This is a genomic window from Roseateles terrae (assembly GCF_014192155.1).
GTDB classification, from domain to species: Bacteria; Pseudomonadota; Gammaproteobacteria; order Burkholderiales; family Burkholderiaceae_C; genus Roseateles; species Roseateles terrae.
Map to the genome: position 1 here is coordinate 58144 of NZ_JACHXO010000007.1, position 21393 is coordinate 79536.

General features: G+C 66.8%; 22 protein-coding genes and 1 tRNA gene. 10 read left to right on the forward strand and 13 right to left on the reverse strand.

The window, feature by feature from the left end; all coding sequences use genetic code 11:
* Positions 1-66: 66 nt before the first annotated feature.
* Positions 67-708, forward strand: coding sequence for an L-threonylcarbamoyladenylate synthase (locus FHS28_RS18130; protein ID WP_088454297.1), 642 nt, complete (start codon positions 67-69; stop codon positions 706-708).
* Positions 709-774: 66 nt separating this feature from the next.
* Here FHS28_RS18130 and FHS28_RS18135 read toward each other — a convergent pair whose 3' ends face one another.
* From FHS28_RS18135 to FHS28_RS18145, 3 genes are read right to left on the reverse strand one after another with little or no spacing between them, the layout of a single operon-like run.
* Entirely contained in the window at positions 775-1125 is a 351-nt protein-coding gene (locus FHS28_RS18135; protein ID WP_088454296.1) for a RidA family protein, read from the reverse strand.
* Positions 1122-1820 (reverse strand): glycerol-3-phosphate 1-O-acyltransferase PlsY, encoded by a 699-nt coding sequence (plsY, locus tag FHS28_RS18140; RefSeq protein ID WP_088454295.1) that lies wholly within the window; start codon positions 1818-1820, stop codon positions 1122-1124. The genes FHS28_RS18135 and plsY overlap by 4 nt, the downstream gene beginning before the upstream one ends.
* 6 nt (positions 1821-1826) lie before the next feature.
* Entirely contained in the window at positions 1827-2330 is a 504-nt protein-coding gene (locus tag FHS28_RS18145) for an aminoacyl-tRNA deacylase (protein ID WP_088454294.1), read from the reverse strand.
* A 102-nt stretch (positions 2331-2432) separates the two neighbouring features.
* Between FHS28_RS18145 and FHS28_RS18150 the strand changes: the two genes are divergently transcribed.
* Both FHS28_RS18150 and FHS28_RS18155 read left to right on the forward strand, forming a co-directional pair.
* Positions 2433-3548: a DNA alkylation repair protein gene (locus tag FHS28_RS18150; protein ID WP_088454293.1), complete on the forward strand. Its 1116-nt coding sequence runs from the start codon at positions 2433-2435 to the stop codon at positions 3546-3548.
* Between the two features lie 398 nt (positions 3549-3946).
* On the forward strand, positions 3947-4618 hold the full coding sequence (locus FHS28_RS18155; RefSeq protein ID WP_088454291.1) for a hypothetical protein: 672 nt from the start codon (positions 3947-3949) through the stop codon (positions 4616-4618).
* A 57-nt stretch (positions 4619-4675) separates the two neighbouring features.
* Here FHS28_RS18155 and FHS28_RS18160 read toward each other — a convergent pair whose 3' ends face one another.
* The 4 genes from FHS28_RS18160 to FHS28_RS18175 form a co-directional block, all read right to left on the reverse strand.
* Positions 4676-4993 (reverse strand): DMT family transporter, encoded by a 318-nt coding sequence (locus FHS28_RS18160; protein ID WP_088454290.1) that lies wholly within the window; start codon positions 4991-4993, stop codon positions 4676-4678.
* 84 nt (positions 4994-5077) lie between these two features.
* A complete protein-coding gene (locus tag FHS28_RS18165; protein ID WP_088454289.1) occupies positions 5078-5494 on the reverse strand; it encodes a PilZ domain-containing protein in 417 nt (138 codons plus the stop codon).
* A 59-nt stretch (positions 5495-5553) separates the two neighbouring features.
* Positions 5554-7242, reverse strand: coding sequence for an acetate--CoA ligase (locus FHS28_RS18170; RefSeq protein ID WP_088454288.1), 1689 nt, complete (start codon positions 7240-7242; stop codon positions 5554-5556).
* 225 nt (positions 7243-7467) lie between these two features.
* The gene (locus FHS28_RS18175) at positions 7468-7956 is read right to left on the reverse strand and encodes a GNAT family N-acetyltransferase (RefSeq protein WP_088454287.1); all 489 of its coding nucleotides are present in this window, start codon (positions 7954-7956) and stop codon (positions 7468-7470) included.
* A gap of 57 nt (positions 7957-8013) precedes the next feature.
* Between FHS28_RS18175 and FHS28_RS18180 the strand changes: the two genes are divergently transcribed.
* The gene (locus tag FHS28_RS18180; protein WP_088454286.1) at positions 8014-9123 is read left to right on the forward strand and encodes an alpha/beta fold hydrolase; all 1110 of its coding nucleotides are present in this window, start codon (positions 8014-8016) and stop codon (positions 9121-9123) included.
* Here FHS28_RS18180 and FHS28_RS18185 read toward each other — a convergent pair.
* Positions 9063-9692 (reverse strand): acyl-CoA thioesterase, encoded by a 630-nt coding sequence (locus FHS28_RS18185; RefSeq protein WP_184295156.1) that lies wholly within the window; start codon positions 9690-9692, stop codon positions 9063-9065. The two genes, FHS28_RS18180 and FHS28_RS18185, sit on opposite strands and share 61 nt — an antisense overlap.
* Before the next feature lie 295 nt (positions 9693-9987).
* Between FHS28_RS18185 and FHS28_RS18190 the strand changes: the two genes are divergently transcribed.
* Positions 9988-10878 carry a ParB N-terminal domain-containing protein gene (locus tag FHS28_RS18190; RefSeq protein ID WP_088454285.1) on the forward strand — a complete coding sequence of 297 codons (891 nt, stop codon included), beginning with the start codon at positions 9988-9990 and terminating at the stop codon, positions 10876-10878.
* 27 nt (positions 10879-10905) lie between these two features.
* Here FHS28_RS18190 and FHS28_RS24305 read toward each other — a convergent pair whose 3' ends face one another.
* A complete protein-coding gene (locus tag FHS28_RS24305) occupies positions 10906-11145 on the reverse strand; it encodes a DUF4212 domain-containing protein (RefSeq protein ID WP_375140782.1) in 240 nt (79 codons plus the stop codon).
* Between the two features lie 303 nt (positions 11146-11448).
* Between FHS28_RS24305 and prfB the strand changes: the two genes are divergently transcribed.
* From prfB to FHS28_RS18210, 3 genes are all read left to right on the forward strand, one after another.
* Positions 11449-12553 (forward strand): peptide chain release factor 2 gene (gene prfB / locus FHS28_RS18200; RefSeq protein WP_184295159.1). Its coding sequence is split into 2 segments (ribosomal slippage): positions 11449-11529 and positions 11531-12553, totalling 1104 coding nucleotides; the frame shifts between segments, so codons are not numbered across the junction.
* 68 nt (positions 12554-12621) lie between these two features.
* Positions 12622-15507, forward strand: coding sequence for an aminopeptidase N (gene pepN, locus FHS28_RS18205; RefSeq protein WP_184295164.1), 2886 nt, complete (start codon positions 12622-12624; stop codon positions 15505-15507).
* Positions 15508-15595: 88 nt separating this feature from the next.
* On the forward strand, positions 15596-16612 hold the full coding sequence (locus FHS28_RS18210; protein ID WP_088454282.1) for a class 1 fructose-bisphosphatase: 1017 nt from the start codon (positions 15596-15598) through the stop codon (positions 16610-16612).
* 158 nt (positions 16613-16770) lie between these two features.
* Here the strand turns inward: FHS28_RS18210 and FHS28_RS18215 are convergent.
* The 3 genes from FHS28_RS18215 to FHS28_RS18225 all read right to left on the reverse strand — a co-directional run bounded on the left by FHS28_RS18215 (position 16771) and on the right by FHS28_RS18225 (position 18926).
* Positions 16771-16846 (reverse strand) — tRNA-Thr (locus FHS28_RS18215).
* A gap of 243 nt (positions 16847-17089) precedes the next feature.
* Positions 17090-18193, reverse strand: a complete 1104-nt coding sequence (locus FHS28_RS18220) for an alkene reductase (protein WP_088454281.1) — start codon at positions 18191-18193, stop codon at positions 17090-17092.
* A gap of 61 nt (positions 18194-18254) precedes the next feature.
* The gene (locus FHS28_RS18225) at positions 18255-18926 is read right to left on the reverse strand and encodes an SDR family oxidoreductase (RefSeq protein ID WP_088454280.1); all 672 of its coding nucleotides are present in this window, start codon (positions 18924-18926) and stop codon (positions 18255-18257) included.
* 153 nt (positions 18927-19079) lie between these two features.
* Here FHS28_RS18225 and FHS28_RS18230 point away from each other — a divergent pair, with 153 nt between their 5' ends.
* Entirely contained in the window at positions 19080-20000 is a 921-nt protein-coding gene (locus FHS28_RS18230; protein ID WP_088454279.1) for a LysR family transcriptional regulator, read from the forward strand.
* Between the two features lie 55 nt (positions 20001-20055).
* Here FHS28_RS18230 and FHS28_RS18235 read toward each other — a convergent pair whose 3' ends face one another.
* Positions 20056-20523 (reverse strand): MarR family winged helix-turn-helix transcriptional regulator, encoded by a 468-nt coding sequence (locus FHS28_RS18235; RefSeq protein ID WP_088454278.1) that lies wholly within the window; start codon positions 20521-20523, stop codon positions 20056-20058.
* A 57-nt stretch (positions 20524-20580) separates the two neighbouring features.
* Between FHS28_RS18235 and FHS28_RS18240 the strand changes: the two genes are divergently transcribed.
* A complete protein-coding gene (locus FHS28_RS18240; RefSeq protein ID WP_088454277.1) occupies positions 20581-21387 on the forward strand; it encodes a siderophore-interacting protein in 807 nt (268 codons plus the stop codon).
* The last annotated feature ends 6 nt before the right edge of the window (positions 21388-21393 follow it).

A 21393-nucleotide genomic window follows, 5' to 3' on the forward strand; every position in this document is an offset into this window, starting at 1 on the left:
CATGGCACGCACTGAGTGCCTTGACTGCATTGAATCCAACCAAGACTCACGGAATCACCGCCCACCATGGCCCAGATCTTTGAAGTCCATCCCGACAATCCTCAGGCCCGATTCCTGCGCCAGGCGGCGCAGATTCTGGACCAGGGCGGCATCGGCGCCATCCCGACCGACTCGAGCTATGCCCTGGTCTGCCGCCTGGACGACAAATCGGCGGCGGAAGCGCTGCGGCGGATTCGCGGCGTGGATGACAAGCATCACATGACGCTGCTGTGCCGCGACCTCAGTGAGCTGGGCGGTTATGCCCGCGTGGACAACAAGCAGTACCGCCTGCTGAAGAATGCGACGCCGGGCCCGTTCACCTTCATTCTGGAGGCGACGAAGGAGGTGCCGCGTCGGCTGTCGCATCCATCCCGTCGCACGATTGGCTTGCGGGTGCCGGACCATCGCACGACGCAGGACTTGCTGGCGCTGATCGGCCAGCCGCTGCTGGCCACGACGCTGATTCCGCCGGGCGAGACGGACCCCTTGAATGACCCGGACGAGATCACGCAGCGCTACGACAAGCTGGTGCAGGTCATCATCAACGCGGGTGCCTGCGCGATGCAGCCCACCACCGTGATTGACCTGACCGAGGACCCACCGGTCCTGGTGCGCCGGGGCAGCGGTGACCCCGCCCTGCTCGGCCTCGAACTCCAAGACGCCCCGTAACAACAGAGCCACGCCCGCGGAACTGGCTTTGCCAGGCCGCCGGGCGGCGCCCCCTGGGGGGCTTATCTAGACAGCTGCCGTCACGACGACTTCGATCTTCCACTCGGGCTTGGCCAGGTGCGCCTGCACCGTCGCCCGCGGCGGCGTGTGGCCGGCCGGCACCCAGGCGTCCCACGCCTCATTCATGCCCGCCAGGTCTGCCAGATCCTTGATGTAGAGCTGCGCCCGCAGAATCTTGGTCTTGTCCGACCCGACACGCGCCAGCAGCCGGTCCACCATGCCCAGCACCTGGGCCGTCTGGCCCTTAATGTCTTGCGTGGCGTCATCCGGCACCTGGCCGGCCAGATACACGACGCCGTTGTGCACGGCCATTTCGGACAGTCGGGGACCGACGTCAAAGCGTTCGATGTTGCTCATTTGCTGTGAGGTTTGTTGTGAGAGTGCGCATGGGCCTTGCCTTTGGCCTTGCCGGCACCCGCACCCGCAGGAGCCGCGCCGGCCGCCTTCTGGCCCAGCTTGCTTTCGGTGCCCGCCATCAACTTGCGGATGTTGGCCTCGTGGCGCCAGATCAGCAGCAGACTCATCAGCACAATCGCGATCAGCTCCGGTCCCACGCCCCAGATCAGCATTTGATAGAAGGGCGCGAACACGGCCGCACTGAGGGAGGCGAGCGACGAATACCGGAAGAAGTAGGCAATGATGATCCAGGTCAGCAGCGTGGCCAGACCCAGCCAGGGATTGATGGCCAGCAGCACACCCGCCGCGGTGGCCACGCCCTTGCCGCCCTGGAAGCGGAAGAACACCGGCCACAGATGGCCGATGAAGGCCGCCAGACCCACCAGCGCGGCCGTGCCCTCTTCCATGCCGTAGGCCGGGCCGTAGTGATGCACCAGCACCACCGGTACATAGCCCTTGAGGGCATCGAACAGCAGGGTCAGGATGGCCGCCGCCTTGTTGCCCGAGCGCAGCACATTGGTGGCGCCAGGATTGCCGGAGCCATAGCTGCGCGGGTCCGACAGCCCCATCATCCGGCTGATGATGACGGCAAAGGACAGGGAACCAAACAGATAACCGGCGATGATCGCCGCAACGGAAAACAGAGCGTCTTGCATGGGGCGTTATTCTGCCCCGGACTTCAGAGCGCACTCGACGGGCCGCGCGCCCAGCAACTCCGTCAAAACCCTTGGTTCGATGCTCACCAGATAACCGCGCCGCCCGCCATTGATCAGGATGCGGGGCAGCGCCAGGATGCCGGCCTCCACGAACACCGGCATCGCCTTGCGGGTGCCAAAAGGCGAGGTGCCACCGACCATGTAACCGCTGTGGCGCTGCGCCACATCCGGCTTGCAGGGCTCCACCTTCTTGCAGGGGATCTGCCGGGCCAGCTCCTTGAGGCTGACGGTGCAGTCGCCATGCATCAGCACGATCAGCGGCTGGGCCTTCTCATCCTGCATGACCAGCGTCTTCACCACCTCATGTTCCGGCACGCCCAGCTGCCGGGACGACTCGGCGGTGCCGCCATGGTCGACATAGTCGTAGACATGCTCGCCAAAGGCGATGGTGTGTTGCCGCAGCCACTGGGTGGCCGGCGTTTCGCTCACGTGTGAACCCTTCTTGCTCATGGGGCAGGATTGTGAAGCAGCGGTGCGCGGCCGGCTTGTACAGGATTGCTGACACCCTCTGACAGGGATGCGGTTAGGCTGCCGGCTTCCACGGGACCCGCCATGCCGCTCGACACTTCCGCCCCCCTGCTCAAGGACCTGATCAACCCGACCGCCCTGCGGGAAGCCGCCGGACACTTCCAGGCCCTCACGCCGTCCTTTGACCGCCGCCGCTTTCTGGCGAAAGCCACCGACGGCCTGGACGACCTCTCCATCCTGCAGCGGGTGCACCGGGTGGCCGAGAGCCTGGCGCTGGCGCTGCCCGGCAGCTATGCGGAGCAGCTGGCGGTGGTGGTGGACGCCGGTCCGCGTCTGAGCGGCGCCTTTTTCAACATGGCGCTGGGGGATTTCGTGGCCAGTTTCGGCCTGGCGGATCCGACAAGGTCTCTCAAGGCGCTGCGCCGGCTCACGCCCTACGGCACCGCTGAATTTGCTGTCCGTCCCTTTCTGCGTCAGGACCTGGACGGCACGCTGCGGGTGATGCGGACCTGGGCGGAAGACCGCAATGAGCATGTGCGGCGTCTGGCCAGCGAAGGATGCCGCCCCCGCCTGCCCTGGTCCTTCCGCCTGGAGCCGCTGGTGGCGGATCCCACGCCGCTGGCGCCGCTGCTGCGCACGCTGCGTCAGGACAGCAGCCTCTACGTGCGCCGCTCGGTGGCCAACAGCCTGAACGACATCACCAAGGACCATCCCGACTGGGTCTTCGCCCATGTGAACGACTGGGAGCTGGACCACGCCCATTGCGCCTGGATCGTCAAGCATGCGCTGCGCAGCCAGATCAAGAAGGGCGACCCGCGGGCACTGCGTCTGATTGGCGCCAGCGACGGCGCGGAGGTGGCGGTGGAGTCGCTGTCCATCAGTCCGTCGACGGTCGCGCTGGGAGGCGAAGTCGAGATTCGGTTTGATCTGCGCTCGCTGGCTTCGTCGGAGCAGCGGCTCGTGGTGGACTACGTCGTCCATTACGTGAAAAAGAATGGCGCTGCCTCGCCCAAGGTCTTCAAGCTCAAGACGGTCACCCTGCCGGCCGGCGCATCGCTGCCCATCCGCATCCGGCGCGCCCTGCGCAACTTCACCACCCGCGTGCATTACGCCGGGGAGCATCGGGTGGAGGTGATGGTGAACGGTCAGCGCATGGCCTCCGGGGCGTTCACGCTGACGCTCGCCGAGTTGGCCCCCTGACCCTGGGGTACAGCTCGATGTGAACCCGCCGCATAGCAGGTACGCTCCCGGCGCTGTCCTCAGTGCGCCGTCCTGGACTGTCCATGGCCGAACGCACAGAGGCTTGTTCATCCATCCACCCAACGATGTTCTCGCCCGCGCCGAACACGCCGAGGTCGCCGAACACGTCGCACCCCATGCACCCTGTGAAGACTCTCGTCTGCCTGTCGCTGGCCTTGATCGCCTCGGCGGCGCCGGCGCAAACGGCTCCCTCTCCTGGCCGTGTGGCGGCTCCGGCTCCGGCTCCTGCCTCTCCCTCTGCCTCAAGCACTCCCGCGACTTCTGCGCCCCCTGCTTCGGCGGCCTCCACGGCTTCGGATGCTGCCGCTGCACCGGACGCTGCCCAGGCGCTGCCCACCGTGCAGACCAACCTGCAACGCGGCACCTTCATTCCCTACAAGCAGCTGAACCAGGTCCTGCTGGCCTTGAAGACGGGCGGCGAAGGCTTGTTTGTGAGTCGCCTGCGCCTTCAGCCGAAGGAGAAGGGCCAGCCGCTGCCGCCCAACATCCGCCTGGTGCTGATGAATGACGAGCGGACCATCACCATTCCGGTGGCCGCTGACGGTCGGTTTGAGCTGCCGACCTTTCCGCTGGACGAGGCCAAGGACATGGAACTGGGCAGCAATCTGCCCAAGGACGCCACCGGTATCCAGCTGCGCATCGACCTGACCACACCGCCGGACCAGCTGGACATGGCCACCGTGCGGCGGGTGGTGAAGGTGGGGCAGCGACTGCGTGACGAGCTGCTGCCCTGGTATGTGCGCTGGCTGGTGCCGCAGATCGACGGCGTGACGGTCTGCAGCGCACGGCCGGACTGGCAACTGGGCTGGCCCGAGAACGGCCAGAACTGGGTGCTGCCGCTGACGGCGGACGCATCGGTGCGGGAGCCGGAGACCGAGAAGGGCCAGACCTCGCGCCCCTGTGCGGTGCTGACCGGTCAGGAGCAGTTCCCGGACAACGCGCGGCTGCTGGCACCCGCGGCCGATCAGCCCAAGCTGTATATCCGGCTGCGCCAGACCAAACCGTCCTGAGGCGCGGCCCGGGTCGGCGGTGGTGGCGGTGGTGGCGCTAGTGACAGCGATGACCGCTCAATGCATGACCTTGAGCGTCACCACGCCCGCCACGATCAGGCCGACACCGAGGAATCGCCCCAGCGTCGCCGGATCTCCATAGGCCAGCACCCCCACGGCGAAGGCCCCTGCGGCGCCGATACCGGTCCACACGGCATAGGCCGTGCCCATCGGAATGGTGCGCTGCGCCATGTAGAGCATGAAGCCGCTGCCGCCCATGAACGCAGCGGCCATCAGGAATCCCAGGACGCGGTATTGCTGCGTCTGAGCGAGTTTGAGGCCCACGGGCCAGCCGATCTCGAGCAGGCCGGCGATGAACAGATAGATCCAGCTCATGATGAAAGTGCGTACAGGAAAACCCTGCATGCTACTGCCGCCGCTGAGTGTGGACGGGGTGGCGCCGGTGGACCCTGGAGCGTCTCAGCCCTGCAAGGCCTCGATGATCACGCGCAGCCGCTCCTGCACCGCCGGCGGCAGGTCCACAAACCGGCAGCCGATGTAGACCTGCTCGCCGGCCAGGAAGGACTTGAAACTGCGCCGCGCCCGCACCTCCAGCGCCACCGTCACCACGCCAAAGTCGCCCAGGCGCAGATGCACCTGCGGCAGGCGCCGACCCATGAGCAGCCCGCCCGACTCGGTCTTGCTGGCGCGCAGCGCCACACCCCCCAGTGACAGGTCCTCCAGGCTCAGGCTCAGCGAACGTCCCAGCACCACCAGATCGGCATGGAACGCCGGCCCCAGCGGCATGGCCTGCCGCGGCGAACGGCGCCGATCCAGCGGCTCATCCAGAGCGGACGAATCATCGGAAGGGTCAAGCGGAAACGGTTTGGAATCCATGGCGGGCAGGCGATGCAGACAAGCCCCGACGGCGGAGCCTTCCACGAGTGTAGCCAGCCTCAGCCGGACACCGATGCGCCGGGGCGACCCTGCGCACGCTCCAGCTCCAGCTGCTTCAGCACCCGCCGCTGCACTTTGCCGGTGGTGGTCATCGGCAGGCTGTCGATGAATTCGATGTCCTTGGGATATTCATAGGGCGCCAGACGCCCTTTGACGAAGGCCTGCAGCTCGGTCACCAGTTGCGCCGACCCCTGATGGCCAGGCGACAGCACCACAAAGGCCTTCACCATGCTGCCCCGGTCCGCATCCGGCTTCGGCACCACCGCCGCATTGGCCACCGCCGCATGCCTGACCAGGCAGTTCTCGATCTCGCCCGGCCCGATGCGATAGCCGGCCACCTTGAACTTATCGTCCGACCGGCCCTCATACCAAAGGTAGCCCTGGGCATCCATGCGCGCCAGGTCGCCGGTGCGGCACCAGCTGTTCTCCACGTCGCCGGTGAACTTGGCGCGGGTGGCGGCGTCATTGTTCCAGTAGCCGAGGAAGAACACCGGGTCGGGCGTGCCATGCACATCCCGCCGGTGGACCGCGATCTCGCCAATGGTGCCGGGCGGGCAGACCTCCCCGTCCTCATTGATCACCGCCACGCGATGCCCCGGATACGCCCGCCCCATGCTGCCCGGCCGGGCCGGCCACAGACGCGCGCAGTTGCCCACCACATAGTTGATCTCGGTCTGCCCGAACATCTCGTTGACGGTCAGGCCCAGTTCGTCCTGCACCCAGTGGAACACCGCATCGCCCACGGCTTCCCCGGCGCTCATGATGGCCTGCAGGTGCAGGTCGTAATGCTTGCGGGGATGCGGACAGGCTTTCATGATCGCCTTGAGCGCGGTCGGGAAGAGGAAGGTGTGGCTCACGCGATATCGCTGCATCAGCTCCAGCGCCCGCTCGGGGGTGAAGCGTCCCTGATACGCCACGATCGGACGGCCAAAGTACAGCGTCGGTAGCAGGGCATCCATCAGCCCGCCGGTCCAGGCCCAGTCCGCCGGACTCCAGAACACCGCTTCGCTCGCCACCGACGGATCACGGGGATCAAAGCCGAACCAGTTCTGGCTGGCAACAAAGCCGGTCAGGTTGCCCATCAGCGCCCGCTGCGGAATCAGCGCGCCCTTGGGCGCACCGGTGGTGCCGCTGGTGTAGATGAGGATGGCGGGATCGTCCGCGGCATGCAGGCGCGGCTGAAAGCGCGCGTCTTCCGCCTGCAGCGCCGCCATCCAGTCGCTCTCGCCTTCCTGCAGCGCGGCACCGCCAACGACCAGCACATGCGACAAGGCGGTGCACTCGGCCCGCACCTCGCGCAGCGTGGGCAGCGCACCGGCTTCCACAATGGCCAGACACGCACCGCTGTCCTGCAACCGATAGGCCATCGCCTCCGGACCGAAGAGCATCGACAGCGGCATGGCCACCGCGCCCAGCTGGTTCAGCGCAATGTGGGCGACCGCGGTTTCGAAGCGCTGCGGCATGACCAGGGCCACACGGTCGCCGACTTTGACGCCGAGGCGCTGCAAGGCATTGGAGAGTCGATGCGCAGCGCGCTGCAACTGCGCGTAGCTGTAGTGGGCGCGGCAGCCGGTGTCACTGTCCGAGAGGATGGCGGTCGCCTCCGGCGTCTCCCGCGCCCAGCGACCGCAGCACAGCTCCGCCAGGCTGATCTGATCCGGCAGCTGCCACTGGAAGCGGGCATGCATGTGGGGGTAGAGGTCGCCCTCGACGGGCGCAGCGGACGAGGCGGCAGCGTCGGGAGCATCGGAGCGGTGACGGGCGGGACGCCTCGCGGTCATGGAGAGTCTCTCCCTGTCGAACAAGAGCGAGGATGCTAGCCACGCCCGCCCGGCCGGTCTTCATGGAAAGCCCGTAGCACGTGGCTGGGGCGCGCCGCCGCATTGTGGTGCCGGGCGCCCGGCCACCCGGGTTCAAGGCGCGTAGCGATGCAAGGCTTCGCCGGAGAGCCGGCACAGCCGCCAGTCCGGCAGCAGCGAGGCGCCCATCTTTTCGTAGAAGCGGATGGCGTTGTCGTTCCAGTCCAGCACGCACCATTCAAAGCGGCCGTAGCCCCGCTCATTCGCGATGCCGGCCAGCAGGGTCAGCATCTGGCGGCCCAGCCCTGCGCCGCGATGGGCCGGCTTCACATACAGGTCTTCGAGATACAGCCCCGGCTTGGCCAGGAAGGTGGAGAAATTGATGAAGGTCAGCGCAAAGGCCACGACTTCGCCGGAGGCATGCTCGGCGACCCAGGACTCGACCACCGGCTTGTCGCCAAAGAGGTGCGGCGCCAGGGTCTCCGGTGTGACGGACAGCAAATGGGTGAGGTTCTCGAACTCCGCCAGTTCAGTGATCAGGCCGACGAGGGCCGGGACGTCGTCCGGACGGGCGGGGCGAAGGGTGTAGGGGGAGGCGTTCATGCCTGCATTGTCTCCATGGCGAAAGCGGCCCCGCCGCGCAGGGCCTAAAGTCCCGGCATGAGCACCGACACCCGCACGACGCCGCCCTCATCGGGATCCTCATCCGGCCCCGCATCCGGTCCCTCGTCCGCCTCCGCATCCGGTCCCTCGACGGGCCCCTCCGCCGCCTCTGCCCCGGCCTCGGCATCCGCCCCGGCCTCGGCATCCGCCGCCCCTGCCTCCGGCAAGCCCGAGGTGTATGGTGCCCGCCGCACGCACCGCAGCGAGTTCGTGACGCTGCGCGGGCTGCGCCACCACCTGCTGCACTGGGGCCCGCCGCCCTCGCCCTCCGACAGTCGCCCGCTGCTGGTGATGGTGCATGGCTGGATGGATGTCGGCGCATCCTTCCAGTTCATGGTGGACGCGCTGCGCGAGGAACGGCCGATGGTGGCCATGGACTGGCGCGGTTTCGGCCTCACCGACAACACCCCGGCTGACGCCTACTGGTTCCCGGATTACCTGGGCGATCTCGACGCCCTGCTCGACCACCTCAGCCCGGACCGCCAGGTGGACCTGCTCGGCCACAGCATGGGTGGCAACGTGGTGATGAGTTATGCCGGCGTGCGGCCGGGGCGCATCCGCCGCCTGGTGAATCTGGAAGGTTTCGGCTTGCCGGAGACGATTCCGGAGATGGCCCCGGCGCGGCTGTCGGACTGGCTGGACGAACTCAAGCTGCCGCAGAGCCTCAAGCGCTATGACTCGCTCGCCGGCGTGGCGCAGCGGCTGATGAAGACCAATCCGCGCGTCTCCGCGGACAAGGCCGCCTGGCTGGCGCAGCATTGGTCTCGCCAGGGTGAGGACGGACGCTGGCACATCCTGGGGGATGCGAATCACAAGCGGACCAATCCGGTCCTGTACCGCCGCGCCGAGGCGCTGGCCTGCTGGTCACGCATCGAGGCGCCGACGCTGTGGGTGGAGGGCAGCGAGACCGACATGACCCACTGGTGGGGCAACCGCTATCCGCGGGAAGACTTCGAATCGCGACTGTCGGTGGTGCCGCGTCTTGAGCGGGTGACGCTGCAGGGCGCCGGGCACATGCTGCATCACGACCAGCCGGAGGCGCTGGCTCAGGCGGTGGAAGCGTTCCTCGCCGCGCCTGACGCTTCCGACATGACCACCACCGCCTGATAGACCGCCAGAAACTCCTGCGGCATCCGGCGCGGCCGGCCGGTGCTGATCTCGATACAGACCAGCTCCCAGCGTCCGCGCATCAAGGTCTGGCCATCGCTGGCCCGGCGCAACTGGAAGCTGCGCTGCATTGCGAGCTTTCCATCCCCTGCGGTGAGCCAGGTGCCGAGCAACAGCGGCTCGCCCAGGAATGACGGCAGCAGGTAGTCATAGACGCCCTGCCGGATGGCCATGGCCCGGTCCAGCCGGCGGTAGTCGTCCAGCGACAGGCCCAGATGCTCCGAATGCGACCAGGCGACCCGTTCGCACCACTGCACATAGACGGCGTTGTTGGTGTGATCCAGTCCGTCAATGTCGGCGGCCTGCGGTGAGACTGCCAGCACATGGGGTTGCGGGTAGTCCCAGCCGGACGGGTCAATGCCGGATTCACTCGCCGGGTCAGCCGCCCTGGCCGCTGCGTCCTGCGAATCCTGGGTCGCCACAGCGAGCGCCTCCGGGACCGCCGCGTCGTGCCCCTCCCGGGTCGCCCTGGCGTCTAAGGCTTTGTTCGACTTTTCATTCACCGACATTCCGAACTCCATTCACTTCCGAGCCGCGGCACCTCCGAAGTGCCGCCTGAGCGACGCGAGGCTGGTTGAGAGCCCCCGCGTGTTGCAGATGCAGCCCCATCGTGACCTCCTGACGCAGGTCGGTCCGCAAATTGGGCAGAATGCCGCCCCTTGATTCTCCTGCGGCAGCGGCTTGCGCGGCTGTCGCACGCGTGGCAGTGGGGCCGCGGTGCGGGCGCCCTGCGCGCCAGGCCATCGCCCTGCCGACTTGCCCACTGTCACGAACCCCTTGTCTGTCTGGCTTTCGCATTCCGTCATGAACATCACCGTCCTAGAAGAGCTCCGCATCTACATCGACCCGCTGACCGAGGACGAATACGCCGCCCTGGAACGCAGCATCCTCGCCGAGGGCTGCCGCGACGCCCTGGTGCTGTGGGGCGACATCCTGGTGGACGGCCACAACCGCTACAGCATCTGCAGCAAGCATGGCCTGCCCTTCCAGACGGTGCAGAACACCCGCTTCAAGTCGATGGAAGACGTCCACCTGTGGATGATCGACCAGCATCTGGGTCGCCGCAGTGTGTCCGACTTCCAGCGCGGCGTGCTGGCGCTGCGCAAGAAGGAGATTCTGGAAGCCCGTCGTCTGGCGGTGCTGGACAAGCCGGCCGAGGCGCTGGCTGCCGCGCAAGCGCCGTGGGAGGGGGAAGGCACGCCAGCGGCCGTCGTGGAGGCCGAAGTGCCGGCGGCACCGCCGCTCAAGAGCCGTGAGGCCATTGCCAAGGCGGCGCGCATCAGTGCGGCGACGGTGAGCCAGATCGAGAAGATCCAGAAGGCGGCAGCGCCGGAGCTGGTGGCGGCGGTCAAGGCGGGTGAGGTGTCGATCAGCGCGGCTGCGGTGATCGCGGAGCTGTCGGCCGAAGAGCAGGCCGCTGCAGCAGCGGGCGGCAAGAAGGAATTGCGCCAGGCCGCCAAGCGGGTGCGGGAGGCCAAGGGCGGCAAGAAGTCCACCGGCGATGCGGTGGCCGATGTGGCGGTGGAAGTGCTGGGCGTGGCCACCAACGACGATGGCGAGCCGGAATCGGATCCGCGCATTGCGCTGCTGCGGGCGCAGGTCAGCGCCCTGCAGGACGAGAACACCCAGCTGCGGGCGCAAGTGTCGGATCTGCAGGCGCAACTGGCCGCTGCCAAACATGGCGCCACGTCCTGACCGCCTGGCGCCCCAGGCGCTCCTGTCTCAGAACTCCGACGGCGTCGCTTCGGGCGGCGCCGCCAGGACAGCGGCCTCATGCCGGTTCATCGTGCGGGCATAGAGCCAGACGATCAGGCAATAGACCAGCAGCGCCCCCTGGGCGCCCACCCAGAAGCTGAACGGCCAGCCGAAGAAGTCGAAGCTGAGGTCGCGGGCAAACCAGGCCACGCCGAAGGTCACTCCGCCCCACACCAGCAGCAGCGACACCGTCAGCCCCACCACCACCCGGGTCGCTGGCCGCCGGGGGCGCAGAGCGCCCACACGACCCTCCTCCGTCTGTCGGAAGGCTGAATCGCCATCGCCGATGCGATCGGTCCCGCCGCGTGCCACCGGCCCCGACGAAGGCAGGCCATCGCCGCGGTCGCGGCGTTGGGGGACAGGGGGTGTCGGGTCCATCCCGACATCTTAGGGAGCCTGGGCGTGGCAGCATGAGAAAATACCCGGCTACACCCGCTGCAGGGAGCATTTGTGCTTGCGCCTGCTGCGGGCCAGTTCTCCCCGGGGCCCGTCCCCACAGATCCAGAGATCATGGACATCGAACACATCAATGCGATCGGCAACACCCTGACCGATCTGCAAGCGCGTACCGACGCGCTAAGGGGGTATCTTTGACTACGACCGCAAATCACTGCGGTTGAATGAGGTCAATGCCGCGTTGGAGAACCCCAACGTCTGGAATGAGCCCAAGCGCGCCCAGGAACTGGGCAAGGAAAAGCGCACCCTGGAGCAGGTGGTCGAAACGATCAACTACCTGACCAGCAACCTCGCGGACAACCTCGAACTCTTCGAGATGTCCAAGGAAGAGAACGACATCACCGGTCTGGAAACCATCCAGGCCGACGCTGCGCGTCTGACCGAGCGCGTGGAGGAACTGGAGTTCCGCCGCATGTTCAACAACCCGGCCGACCCCAGCAACTGCTTCATCGACATCCAGGCCGGCGCTGGCGGCACCGAGGCCTGCGACTGGGCCGGCATGCTGCTGCGCCAATACCTGAAGTATTGCGAGCGCAAGGGCTTCAAGGCGGAAGTCGAAGAGCAGACCGACGACGAAGTGGCAGGCATCAAGAGTGCCACCATCAAGGTCGAGGGTGAATACGCCTTCGGTCTGCTGCGCACCGAGTCCGGCGTGCACCGCCTGGTGCGCAAGAGCCCCTTCGACTCGTCGGGCGGCCGTCACACCAGCTTCGCTTCGCTGTTCGTCTATCCGGAAATCGATGACTCGATCGAGATCGACATCAACCCGGCCGATGTGCGGGTGGACACCTACCGCGCCAGCGGCGCCGGCGGCCAGCACATCAACAAGACCGACTCGGCCGTGCGCCTGACTCACCTGCCCACCGGCATCGTGGTGCAATGCCAGGACAGCCGCAGCCAGCACAGCAACCGTGACGTCGCCTGGCGCCGTCTGCGCTCCCGCCTGTACGACCATGAGATGAAGAAACGTCTGGCCGAACAGCAGAAGCTGGAAGACAGCAAGACCGATGTGGGCTGGGGTCACCAGATCCGCAGCTATGTGCTGGACCAGAGCCGCATCAAGGACCTGCGCACCAACGTCGAAATCTCCAACACTCAGAAGGTGCTGGACGGCGACCTGGATGCGTTCATCACCGCTTCGCTCAAGCAGGGCGTCTAAGCCCTCAAGCCCTCCAGTGACTCTGAAAGGGTGGCTTCGTCCACCCGATTTAATGAAGGATGCCCGCCATGCGTGAAGGCACTGTCACCCTGATCCGCCGCGAAGACTACGTGGCCCCCATCTTCTGGATCCGCACCGTCGACCTGACCTTCGACCTGGACCCGGCCAAGACGCTGGTGACCAGCAAGATGCAACTCGAGCGCAACACGGCCGTGCCCCACGGTCCGCTGCGCCTGCACGGCGAAGAGCTCAACCTGCTGCGCGTGCTGATCAACGGTGAGAGCGTGTCCTTCCGCCAGGAAGGTCATGAGCTGATCATCGACAACGTCCCGGACGCGGACTTCCAGCTGGAAATCCGCAACACCTGCTGCCCGGACAAGAACACCTCGCTCTCCGGTCTGTACACCTCCGGCGGCGGCTTCTTCACCCAGTGCGAGGCCGAAGGCTTCCGCCGCATCACCTACTTCCTGGACCGCCCGGACGTGATGGCGGTCTACACGGTGACGATGCGCGCGGACAAGTCGCGCTTCCCGGTGCTGCTGTCCAACGGCAACCTGCTGGAAACGGCGGACCTGGACAACGGCCGCCACATGGCCAGGTGGCATGACCCCTTCCCCAAGCCCAGCTACCTGTTCGCCCTGGTGGCCGCCGACCTGGTGGCCCGCGAGCAGCGCATCCGCACCCGCGCCGGCAAGGACCACCTGCTGCAGGTCTATGTGCGCCGCGGCGACCTGGAGAAGACCGAACATGCGATGAATTCGCTGATCGCATCGGTCGTGTGGGACGAAGCCCGCTTCAACCTGCCCCTGGACCTGGAACGCTTCATGGTGGTCGGCGTGTCCGACTTCAACATGGGCGCCATGGAGAACAAGGGCCTGAACATCTTCAACACCTCGGCCCTGCTGGCCTCGCCGGCCACCGCCACCGATGCGGACTTCCACCGCATCGAATCCATCGTGGCGCACGAGTATTTCCACAACTGGACCGGCAACCGCGTCACCTGCCGCGACTGGTTCCAGCTGTCGCTCAAGGAAGGCCTGACCGTCTTCCGCGACCAGGAATTCAGCATGGACATGGCCGCGACGCCGAGCGCGCGCGCCGTCTGCCGCATCCAGGACGTGCGGGCCCTGCGCTCGATGCAGTTCCCGGAAGATGCCGGCGCCATGGCCCATCCGGTGCGTCCGGACGTCTACGCCGAGATCAACAACTTCTACACGCCCACCGTCTACGAAAAGGGCTCGGAAGTGGTCCGCATGTACCAGACGCTGGTCGGCCGTGAAGGCTTCGGCAAGGGCATGGCGCTGTACTTCGAGCGCCATGACGGCCAGGCCGTGACCTGCGATGACTTCGCCCAGGCCATTGCCGATGCCAACCCCGGCTCCGAACTGTCCAAGCGCCTGGACACCTTCAAGCGCTGGTACTCGCAGGCCGGCACGCCGCGTCTGCAGGCCCGTGGCCAGTACGACGCCGCCGCGCGCACCTACACCCTGTCGCTGCAGCAGGTGAATCCGCCCAGCCCCGGCCAGTCGGACAAGCTGCCGCAGGTGATCCCGGTGGCCCTGGGCCTGCTGAGCCGCGACGGCGCCGCGCTGCCGCTGCAACTGCAGGGCGAGAGCGAAGCCGTCGGTACCGACCGCGTGCTGGTGCTGGACAGCGCCGAGCAGTCCTTCGTCTTCATCCATGTGGACAGCGCGCCCGTTCCGTCCCTGCTGCGCGGCTTCTCGGCCCCGGTGGTGCTGGACGACGGCCTGGGCGACGATGAACTGCTGGTGCTGCTCAAGCACGACAGCGACGCCTTCAACCGCTGGGAAGCCAGTCAGCGTCTGGCCCTGTCGCGCCTGCTGACGTCGGTGCGCACCGGCGCGCCGCTGCAACTGGATGCCGCCTATCTGGATGCGATGCGCGCCGTGCTGCGTCATCCCGAGCTGGATCCGGCGTTCAAGGCCCTGGCGCTGCAAATGCCGGATGAGGCTTACATCGCCGAGCAGCTGACGGTGGTGGACCCGCAAGCCATTCATGCCGCGGTGACGCAGGCGCAGGCGCAACTGGCGTCCGCGCTGGCTGCGGACTGGGCCTGGGCATTCGAAGCGCATCAGGTCAGCGGGGGTTACCAGCCGGACCCGGTGCAGAGCGGCAAGCGCGCGCTGACCAACCTGGCGCTGTCGATGCTGGTGCTGAATGCCACCCGCTCGAACGACGGTGTCTGGCCGGGCCGCGCCTACCAGCGCTTCAAGGACGCCACCAACATGACCGACCGCATGGGCGCCCTGTCGGCCCTGGTCCAGGCCCATGCGGCCCTGGCCGAGCCGGCGCTGGAGCGCTTCCACGCCCAGTTCAAGGGTGAGGCGCTGGTCATCGACAAGTGGTTCGCTCTGCAAGGCCGCGCCATGGAGCACGATGGCAAGACCTTCGCCCGCGTGAAGCAGCTGGCCAAGCATCCGGACTTCACCCTGAAGAATCCGAACCGCGCCCGCAGCCTGATCTTCTCGCTGTGCATGTTCAACCCGGCCGCCTTCCACCGCACCGATGCGGCGGGCTATGTGTTCTGGGCCGAGCAGGTGCTGGCGCTGGATGCGATCAACCCGCAGGTCGCCGGCCGTCTGGCGCGTGTGATGGATCGTTGGATCACGCTGGCCACGCCCTATCGCAGTGCAGCGCGCGAGGCGATCGCCCGGGTGGCGGCCAAGGCCGAGCTGTCCAATGACGTGCGCGAAATCATCGACCGTCAACTGGCAATGGACGCCAAGGCCGCCGCGCCTGCAGATGCAGCGCCGGGAGCGGCGACCGCTACGGCAACGGCCGCGGTGCCAGTCGCTGCTGCGCCAACCGCTGCCACACCGGCTGCTGCCCCAGCGGCTGCCTCGGGCGACGCCACGACCCATCCGGCCCCGGACCTGCCGCCGGCCGCCGTGATCGACGTCACCGCCAGCGACCCGTCCGCCGTCCAGGGCTGAGGACGACCGACGTTTGCCTCCGTCCCGTCACCGCCGCTGGCGGGCGCGACGGAGGCGCTCCCAGATTTGCAACCATCCGGAGAAGTTCATGAGTAGTTCTCGCGTCAGCCTGACCCAGTACCTGGTGGAGCAGCAGCGGCTGCACGGTCATATTCCGTCGCAGCTGCGGCTCCTGATCGAGGTGGTGGCACGCGCCTGCAAGCGCATTGCCATCAGCGTGAACAAGGGCGCACTGGGAGACGTGCTCGGCACGGCCGGTTCGGAAAACGTCCAGGGGGAAGTCCAGAAGAAGCTGGACATCATCGCCAACGAGGTGCTGATCGAGGCCAATGAATGGGGCGGTCACCTGGCCGCCATGGCGTCCGAGGAAATGGAAGGCATCTATGTGGTGCCCAACCGTTTTCCGCAGGGTGAATACCTGCTGATGTTCGACCCGCTGGACGGCTCCAGCAACATCGATGTGAACGTCTCCATCGGCACCATCTTCTCAGTGCTGAAGAAGCCCGAAGGCAGCCAGGGCGTGAGCGAGGAAGACTTCCACCAGCCGGGCACCTCGCAGGTGGCGGCCGGCTATTGCGTCTATGGGCCGCAGACCACGCTGGTGCTGACGGTGGGCGATGGCGTGGCGATGTTCACCCTGGACCGCGAGCAAGGCTCCTGGGTGCTGACGGCGGACGACGTGAAGGTGCCGGAAGACACCAAGGAATTCGCGATCAACATGTCCAACATGCGCCACTGGGATGCGCCGGTGACGCGCTACATCGAGGAATGCCTGGCCGGGGAAGAAGGGCCGCGCGGCAAGAACTTCAACATGCGCTGGATTGCCTCGATGGTGGCGGACGTGCATCGCATCCTGACCCGCGGCGGCGTCTTCATGTATCCGTGGGACAAGCGCGAGCCCAACAAGGCCGGCAAGCTGCGTCTGATGTATGAAGCCAATCCGATGGCCTTCCTGATCGAGCAGGCCGGCGGCGCTGCCACCAACGGCCGTGAACGCATCATGGGCCTGACGCCGACCAAGCTGCATGAACGGGTGGCGGTGGTGCTGGGATCGAAGAATGAAGTGGAACGCGTGACGCGCTACCACCTCGAAGCCGGTCAATAAAGCGGGGCTCCACTCGGGGTCTTGAATGGTTCGCCCGGGAGGGCGGGCGAAGGAGTTCCGGGGGCGAAGCAGTCGCCCCCGGCGCCCTCAGCGGTGTTGCCGACTTCCGCAGGGCCCAAAGAAAAAGCCGCATCAGACATCTGATGCGGCTTTGAATATGGTGCCGATGAAGAGAGTCGAACTCCCGACCTTCGCATTACGAATGCGCTGCTCTACCAACTGAGCTACATCGGCCTACCCGCTGAGGCATTGAGCCTCCTGGACGCTTCGGCGCTTTGCTTCAAGCATCTGCGTCCCTCGGGAAGACCGCGACTATAGCAGAGTCGCGAAGGCAAATTCAAGCCTCAGCCGCATACCGGCGAAAGCATGAATGCAACACCCGCCGAGGTCACCCCGCATCGCAGCGCCTGCTGACGAGGCGTTCCATTCCTCTGGAAAGCCCATGCGACCGCCCGGCTCGGGCCGCGGCGTGACCCTTCACCCCTGCCACGCCGGATAGTCGGTATATCCCTTGGCACCTCCACCAAACAGGGTGGCGCCATCCAGTTCAGCCAGTGGCAGCCCGTCCGCCAGTCGCCGCGGCAGATCCGGATTCGCAACGAAGGGCCGACCGAAGGCCACCAGGTCCGCATAGCCCTTCTCCAGCACCCACTGCGCCTTGCTGATGTCGTAGCTGCCAGCCACGATGATCGGGCCCGCGAACCGCGCACGGATTTCTTGCCGGAATTCTTCAGTGAATTCGGGCGCGTCGTCCCAATCGGCTTCCACCAGATGCAGATAGCCCAGCCCGCGGGACTGCATCCACGCCGCCGCTTCCAGAATCGTCGGCAGAATGTCCGGGCAGTTCATCCCGCGCGCCGTCAGGAACGGCGCCAGTCGCAGCCCGGCTCTGTCGGCGCCGACTTCCGCCATCACCGCCTCCATCACCTCCCGCAAAAACCGCAGCCGGTTCTCACGAGACCCGCCATAGTCATCGGTCCTCGCATTGGACGTGGTGCGCAGGAACTGGTCGATCAGGTAGCCATTGGCGCCGTGCACCTCCACGCCGTCGAAGCCCGCCTCCATCGCGCGTCGCGCGGCGAGACGGAAGTCTTCCACCACGGACTGGATCTCCTCACGTGTCAGCGCCCGTGGCGTCGGGCAGGCGTGCATGCCGCCCTGCCCTGTTGCGGGATCCACCTTCCAGATGCTGCCGTCAAAGGGCAGCGCCGACGGCGCCACCGGCAGCGCGCCGTCGTGGAAGTCCGGATGCGACATCCGGCCCACATGCCAGAGCTGCAGCACGATGCGGCCGCCCGCCGCATGCACCGCGTCCGTCACGAGCCGCCAGCCGGCCACCTGCTCGGCATTGTGGATGCCGGGCGTGAACGAGTAGCCCTTGCCTTGCGGCGAGATCTGCGTGGCCTCGGTCACGATCAGGGCCGCGCTTGCCCGCTGTGCGTAGTAGGCCGCGTTCATGGCATGGGGGATGTCGCCGGGCTGGGTGCTGCGGGCGCGGGTCATCGGCGCCATCACCACCCGATGGGACAGATCAAGCGGGCCGACACGAGTGGGGCTGAACAGGTGTGAGGGAGAAGTCATGGCGTTGGCTGGTGAAGGAACGGGGGCGTGCAGGGTGAAGTTTGGGCAGGACCATCGGTCGTCACTGGATCAACGCTCCGCCGTCCACGTCAAGGACCGCGCCGGTCATGAACGGGTTGTCGATGGCCAGCAGATACACCTGCGCCACATCCTCGGGGCGCCCTGCCCTCCCCACGGGCAGGCTTTGCGAGGCACGGTCCAGCATGGCGCCACGGGCTTCCGGCGTCATCGCGGCATAGGCCTCGGTATCCGTCAGTCCCGGGCTCACCACGTTCACCCGCAGCGGCGCCAGTTCACGGGCCAGCACCTTGGCGACGGCTTCCAGCCCTGCATTCATCGCCGTCTTCACGAAGGTCCCGGGCACGGCTCGACGCGCGAGGAAGCCAGAGGTCAAGGTCAGACTGCCGCCCGGACGGATCCAGCGTGCCGACGACTGCGCCACCGCCAGGCTGCCCCAGAACTTGGTGTCGAACGCTGCCTTGGCGATGGGCAGCGGCACGTCCAGCAGCGGCCCACTGGGGGCCTGCGAGCCGGCGGTGACCACCACATGGTCCACGCCGCCCAGTTCGTCGAAGAAGCGCTGTACGGCCGCGGTGTCGGTCAGATCCAGACCGCTGCGCCGCCCGGCTTCAATCACACGGCCCGGCCGCTCCCGCAAGGCCTGAGACACGGCCCGGCCGATGCCGGTGTGGCCCCCGATGACAACGGAAACGGTGCGGTCGGAAAACTTCATGGCGAACTCCTGCAATCAATGAGCGGCTCCACCGGGATGGCGCCGCAGGGAACATCGAGTAGCCACTGTAGATATTCCGGCCTGAGCTGATAATCCAGGAAGCACTGAATTCATATTTCGGCTTTCGCGAAAAATCAATCCAGCCGAGGCGCCATGCTCGACGGTCTCAAGCTCTTTCTCACCATCCTCGAAAAAGGCAGCCTGTCGGCCGCCGGGCGGGAACTCGGGCTCTCACCGGCGTCGGTGAGTGAACGCCTCGCTGCGCTGGAGGCGCACTATGGCGTCACGCTGCTCACACGGACCACCCGCTCGCTGAGCCTGACCGAAGAGGGCCGCACCCTCGCCGATGGCGCACGCCGGCTGCTGGCGGAATCGGAGGAACTGGAGAGCCGCATCCGGCTCGGGGTGGAGAAGCTCTCGGGGCCCGTGCGGCTGAGCGCGCCGGTCGATCTGGGTCACCATCGCATCGTCCCGCTGATCGACCGGTTTCTGGCGGCCCATCCGGCGGTCTCGGTGGACCTGGACCTGACGGACGGCTTTGTGGACCTGGTCAGCCAGGGCATCGACTTCGCGGTGCGATATGGGGCTTTGCCGGACAGCGGCCTCAAGGCGCGGCCGCTGGGCGAGAACCGCCGCGTGGTGTGTGCATCACCGGCGTATGTGGCGGCGCATGGCGCACCCGCGCATCCGGACGACCTGCCCACGCACGACTGCATCGTCATGCGCTTTGGCCTGCATACCGACCGCGTGTGGACCTTCCAGGTCAACGGCCAGCCCCGCGCTGTGACGGTGCGAGGACGCCGGGTGGCCAACAACGGCGATCTGGTGCGGCAATGGTGCCTCGCCGGCCACGGGCTGTGCCGCAAGTCCGTGTGGGATGTGCAGGAGGACCTCGACGCCGGCCGGCTGGTGGAAGTGCTGCCAGACTTTGCGGGTGAGCGCTCCGCCTTGCAGATCGTCTACGCTGGAACGCGGGTGCAGCCTCGTCGGGTGCGCGCCCTGATGGATCTGATGGCCAGCGAACTGTCCGGCGACATGGGCGCCTCGGCGCCCAAGCAACCAGCGCAGGGATGACGTCGTCGATGACGGCGACAAGGTCCGGTCAAGCCTTCCGTGCTCCCCGCGCGGCTCACTCCTCCTGATCCAGATTCGCCTTGACCCGCCCCAGCAGCGCCACCAGCTGCGCCTGCTCCTGCGGCGACAGCCCCTGCACCGCATTCGCCGACAGGTGCCGCGACGAGCGCCGCAGCGCCTGCTGCACCGCGCGCCCCTCGTCGGTCAGCTGCAAGCGCACCTGACGGCGGTCCTGCTCGTCCGCCTCGGCCGCCAGCAGGCCGCGCTCGCGCAGACCCTTGATAAGCCGCGCCAGCTGCGCCTTGTCCCGGCCGCTGTGCTGAGCCAGATCGCTCTGCGTCGCGCCGGGATGCCGGTGGAAGAACCCCAGCACCTTGCCATCCATGTGGGTGATGTCGTGCGGGCCATCCTTCAGCACGCGGTACTGACGGGCGCGGTACTGATGCATGACGGTATGGATCAGCTCCATCACGTCGTCTTCCGGCCGGCCCTTGCCCCTACCGTCGGTGGTGTTGGTTGACATTGTCAAATGAATTGGGAATGATGGATGACATTATCAACGATATAGCAAGACGCCGTAATGACCCGCTCTGACACGCCATCTGCCGCCTCCGTGGCCCTGTCCCCGGACGACCATAGGCCCCCCGCCAACGCCGAAGCACCGGTCCATGCCAGCCGGGTGCAGCGCGTCCGTCACGAGATCAAGCGTCGTGAGCTGACCGTGGTGAAGGCCGAGTCGATCACGCCGAACATGCGCCGCATCACGCTGACCGGCGACACGCTGGACGACTTCGTCAGCGCCTCCTTCGACGATCACATCAAGCTGTTCTTCCCCGCGGGGGGAGACGCCCCGGCGATGCGGGACTACACGCCACGCGCCTTCAGCAACGCCGAGCGCCAGCTGGTCATCGAATTCGCGCAGCATGGCGACGGTCCTGCAGCGGCGTGGTCTGCCGCGGCACGCCCCGGCGACACGCTGAGCATCGGCGGTCCCCGCGGCTCGTTCATCATTCCGACCGACTACGACTGGCATCTGCTCGCCGGTGACGAAACGGCGCTGCCCGCGATTGCACGCCGCCTGGAGGAACTGCCGGCTGGCGCGAAGGTCATCGTGCTGCTGCAGGTGGCGGAAGCGGACCGGCGCCCGCTCGCCTCGCGGGCGGACGTGACGCTGCAGTGGCTGGACAATGAGGCCGATCTTCTGGACGCCGCACGAGCCGTCTCCCTGCCCGCCGGCGAAGGCTACGCCTGGTGCGCGGGTGAGGCCCAGATCATGGCGAGCCTGCGCCAGATTCTGGTGGACGACAAAGGCCACGATCGCCACGCCATCCGCGCGGCTGCCTACTGGAAGCGCGGCGCCGCAAACCACCATGAGAACCTGGGGTGAGGACAG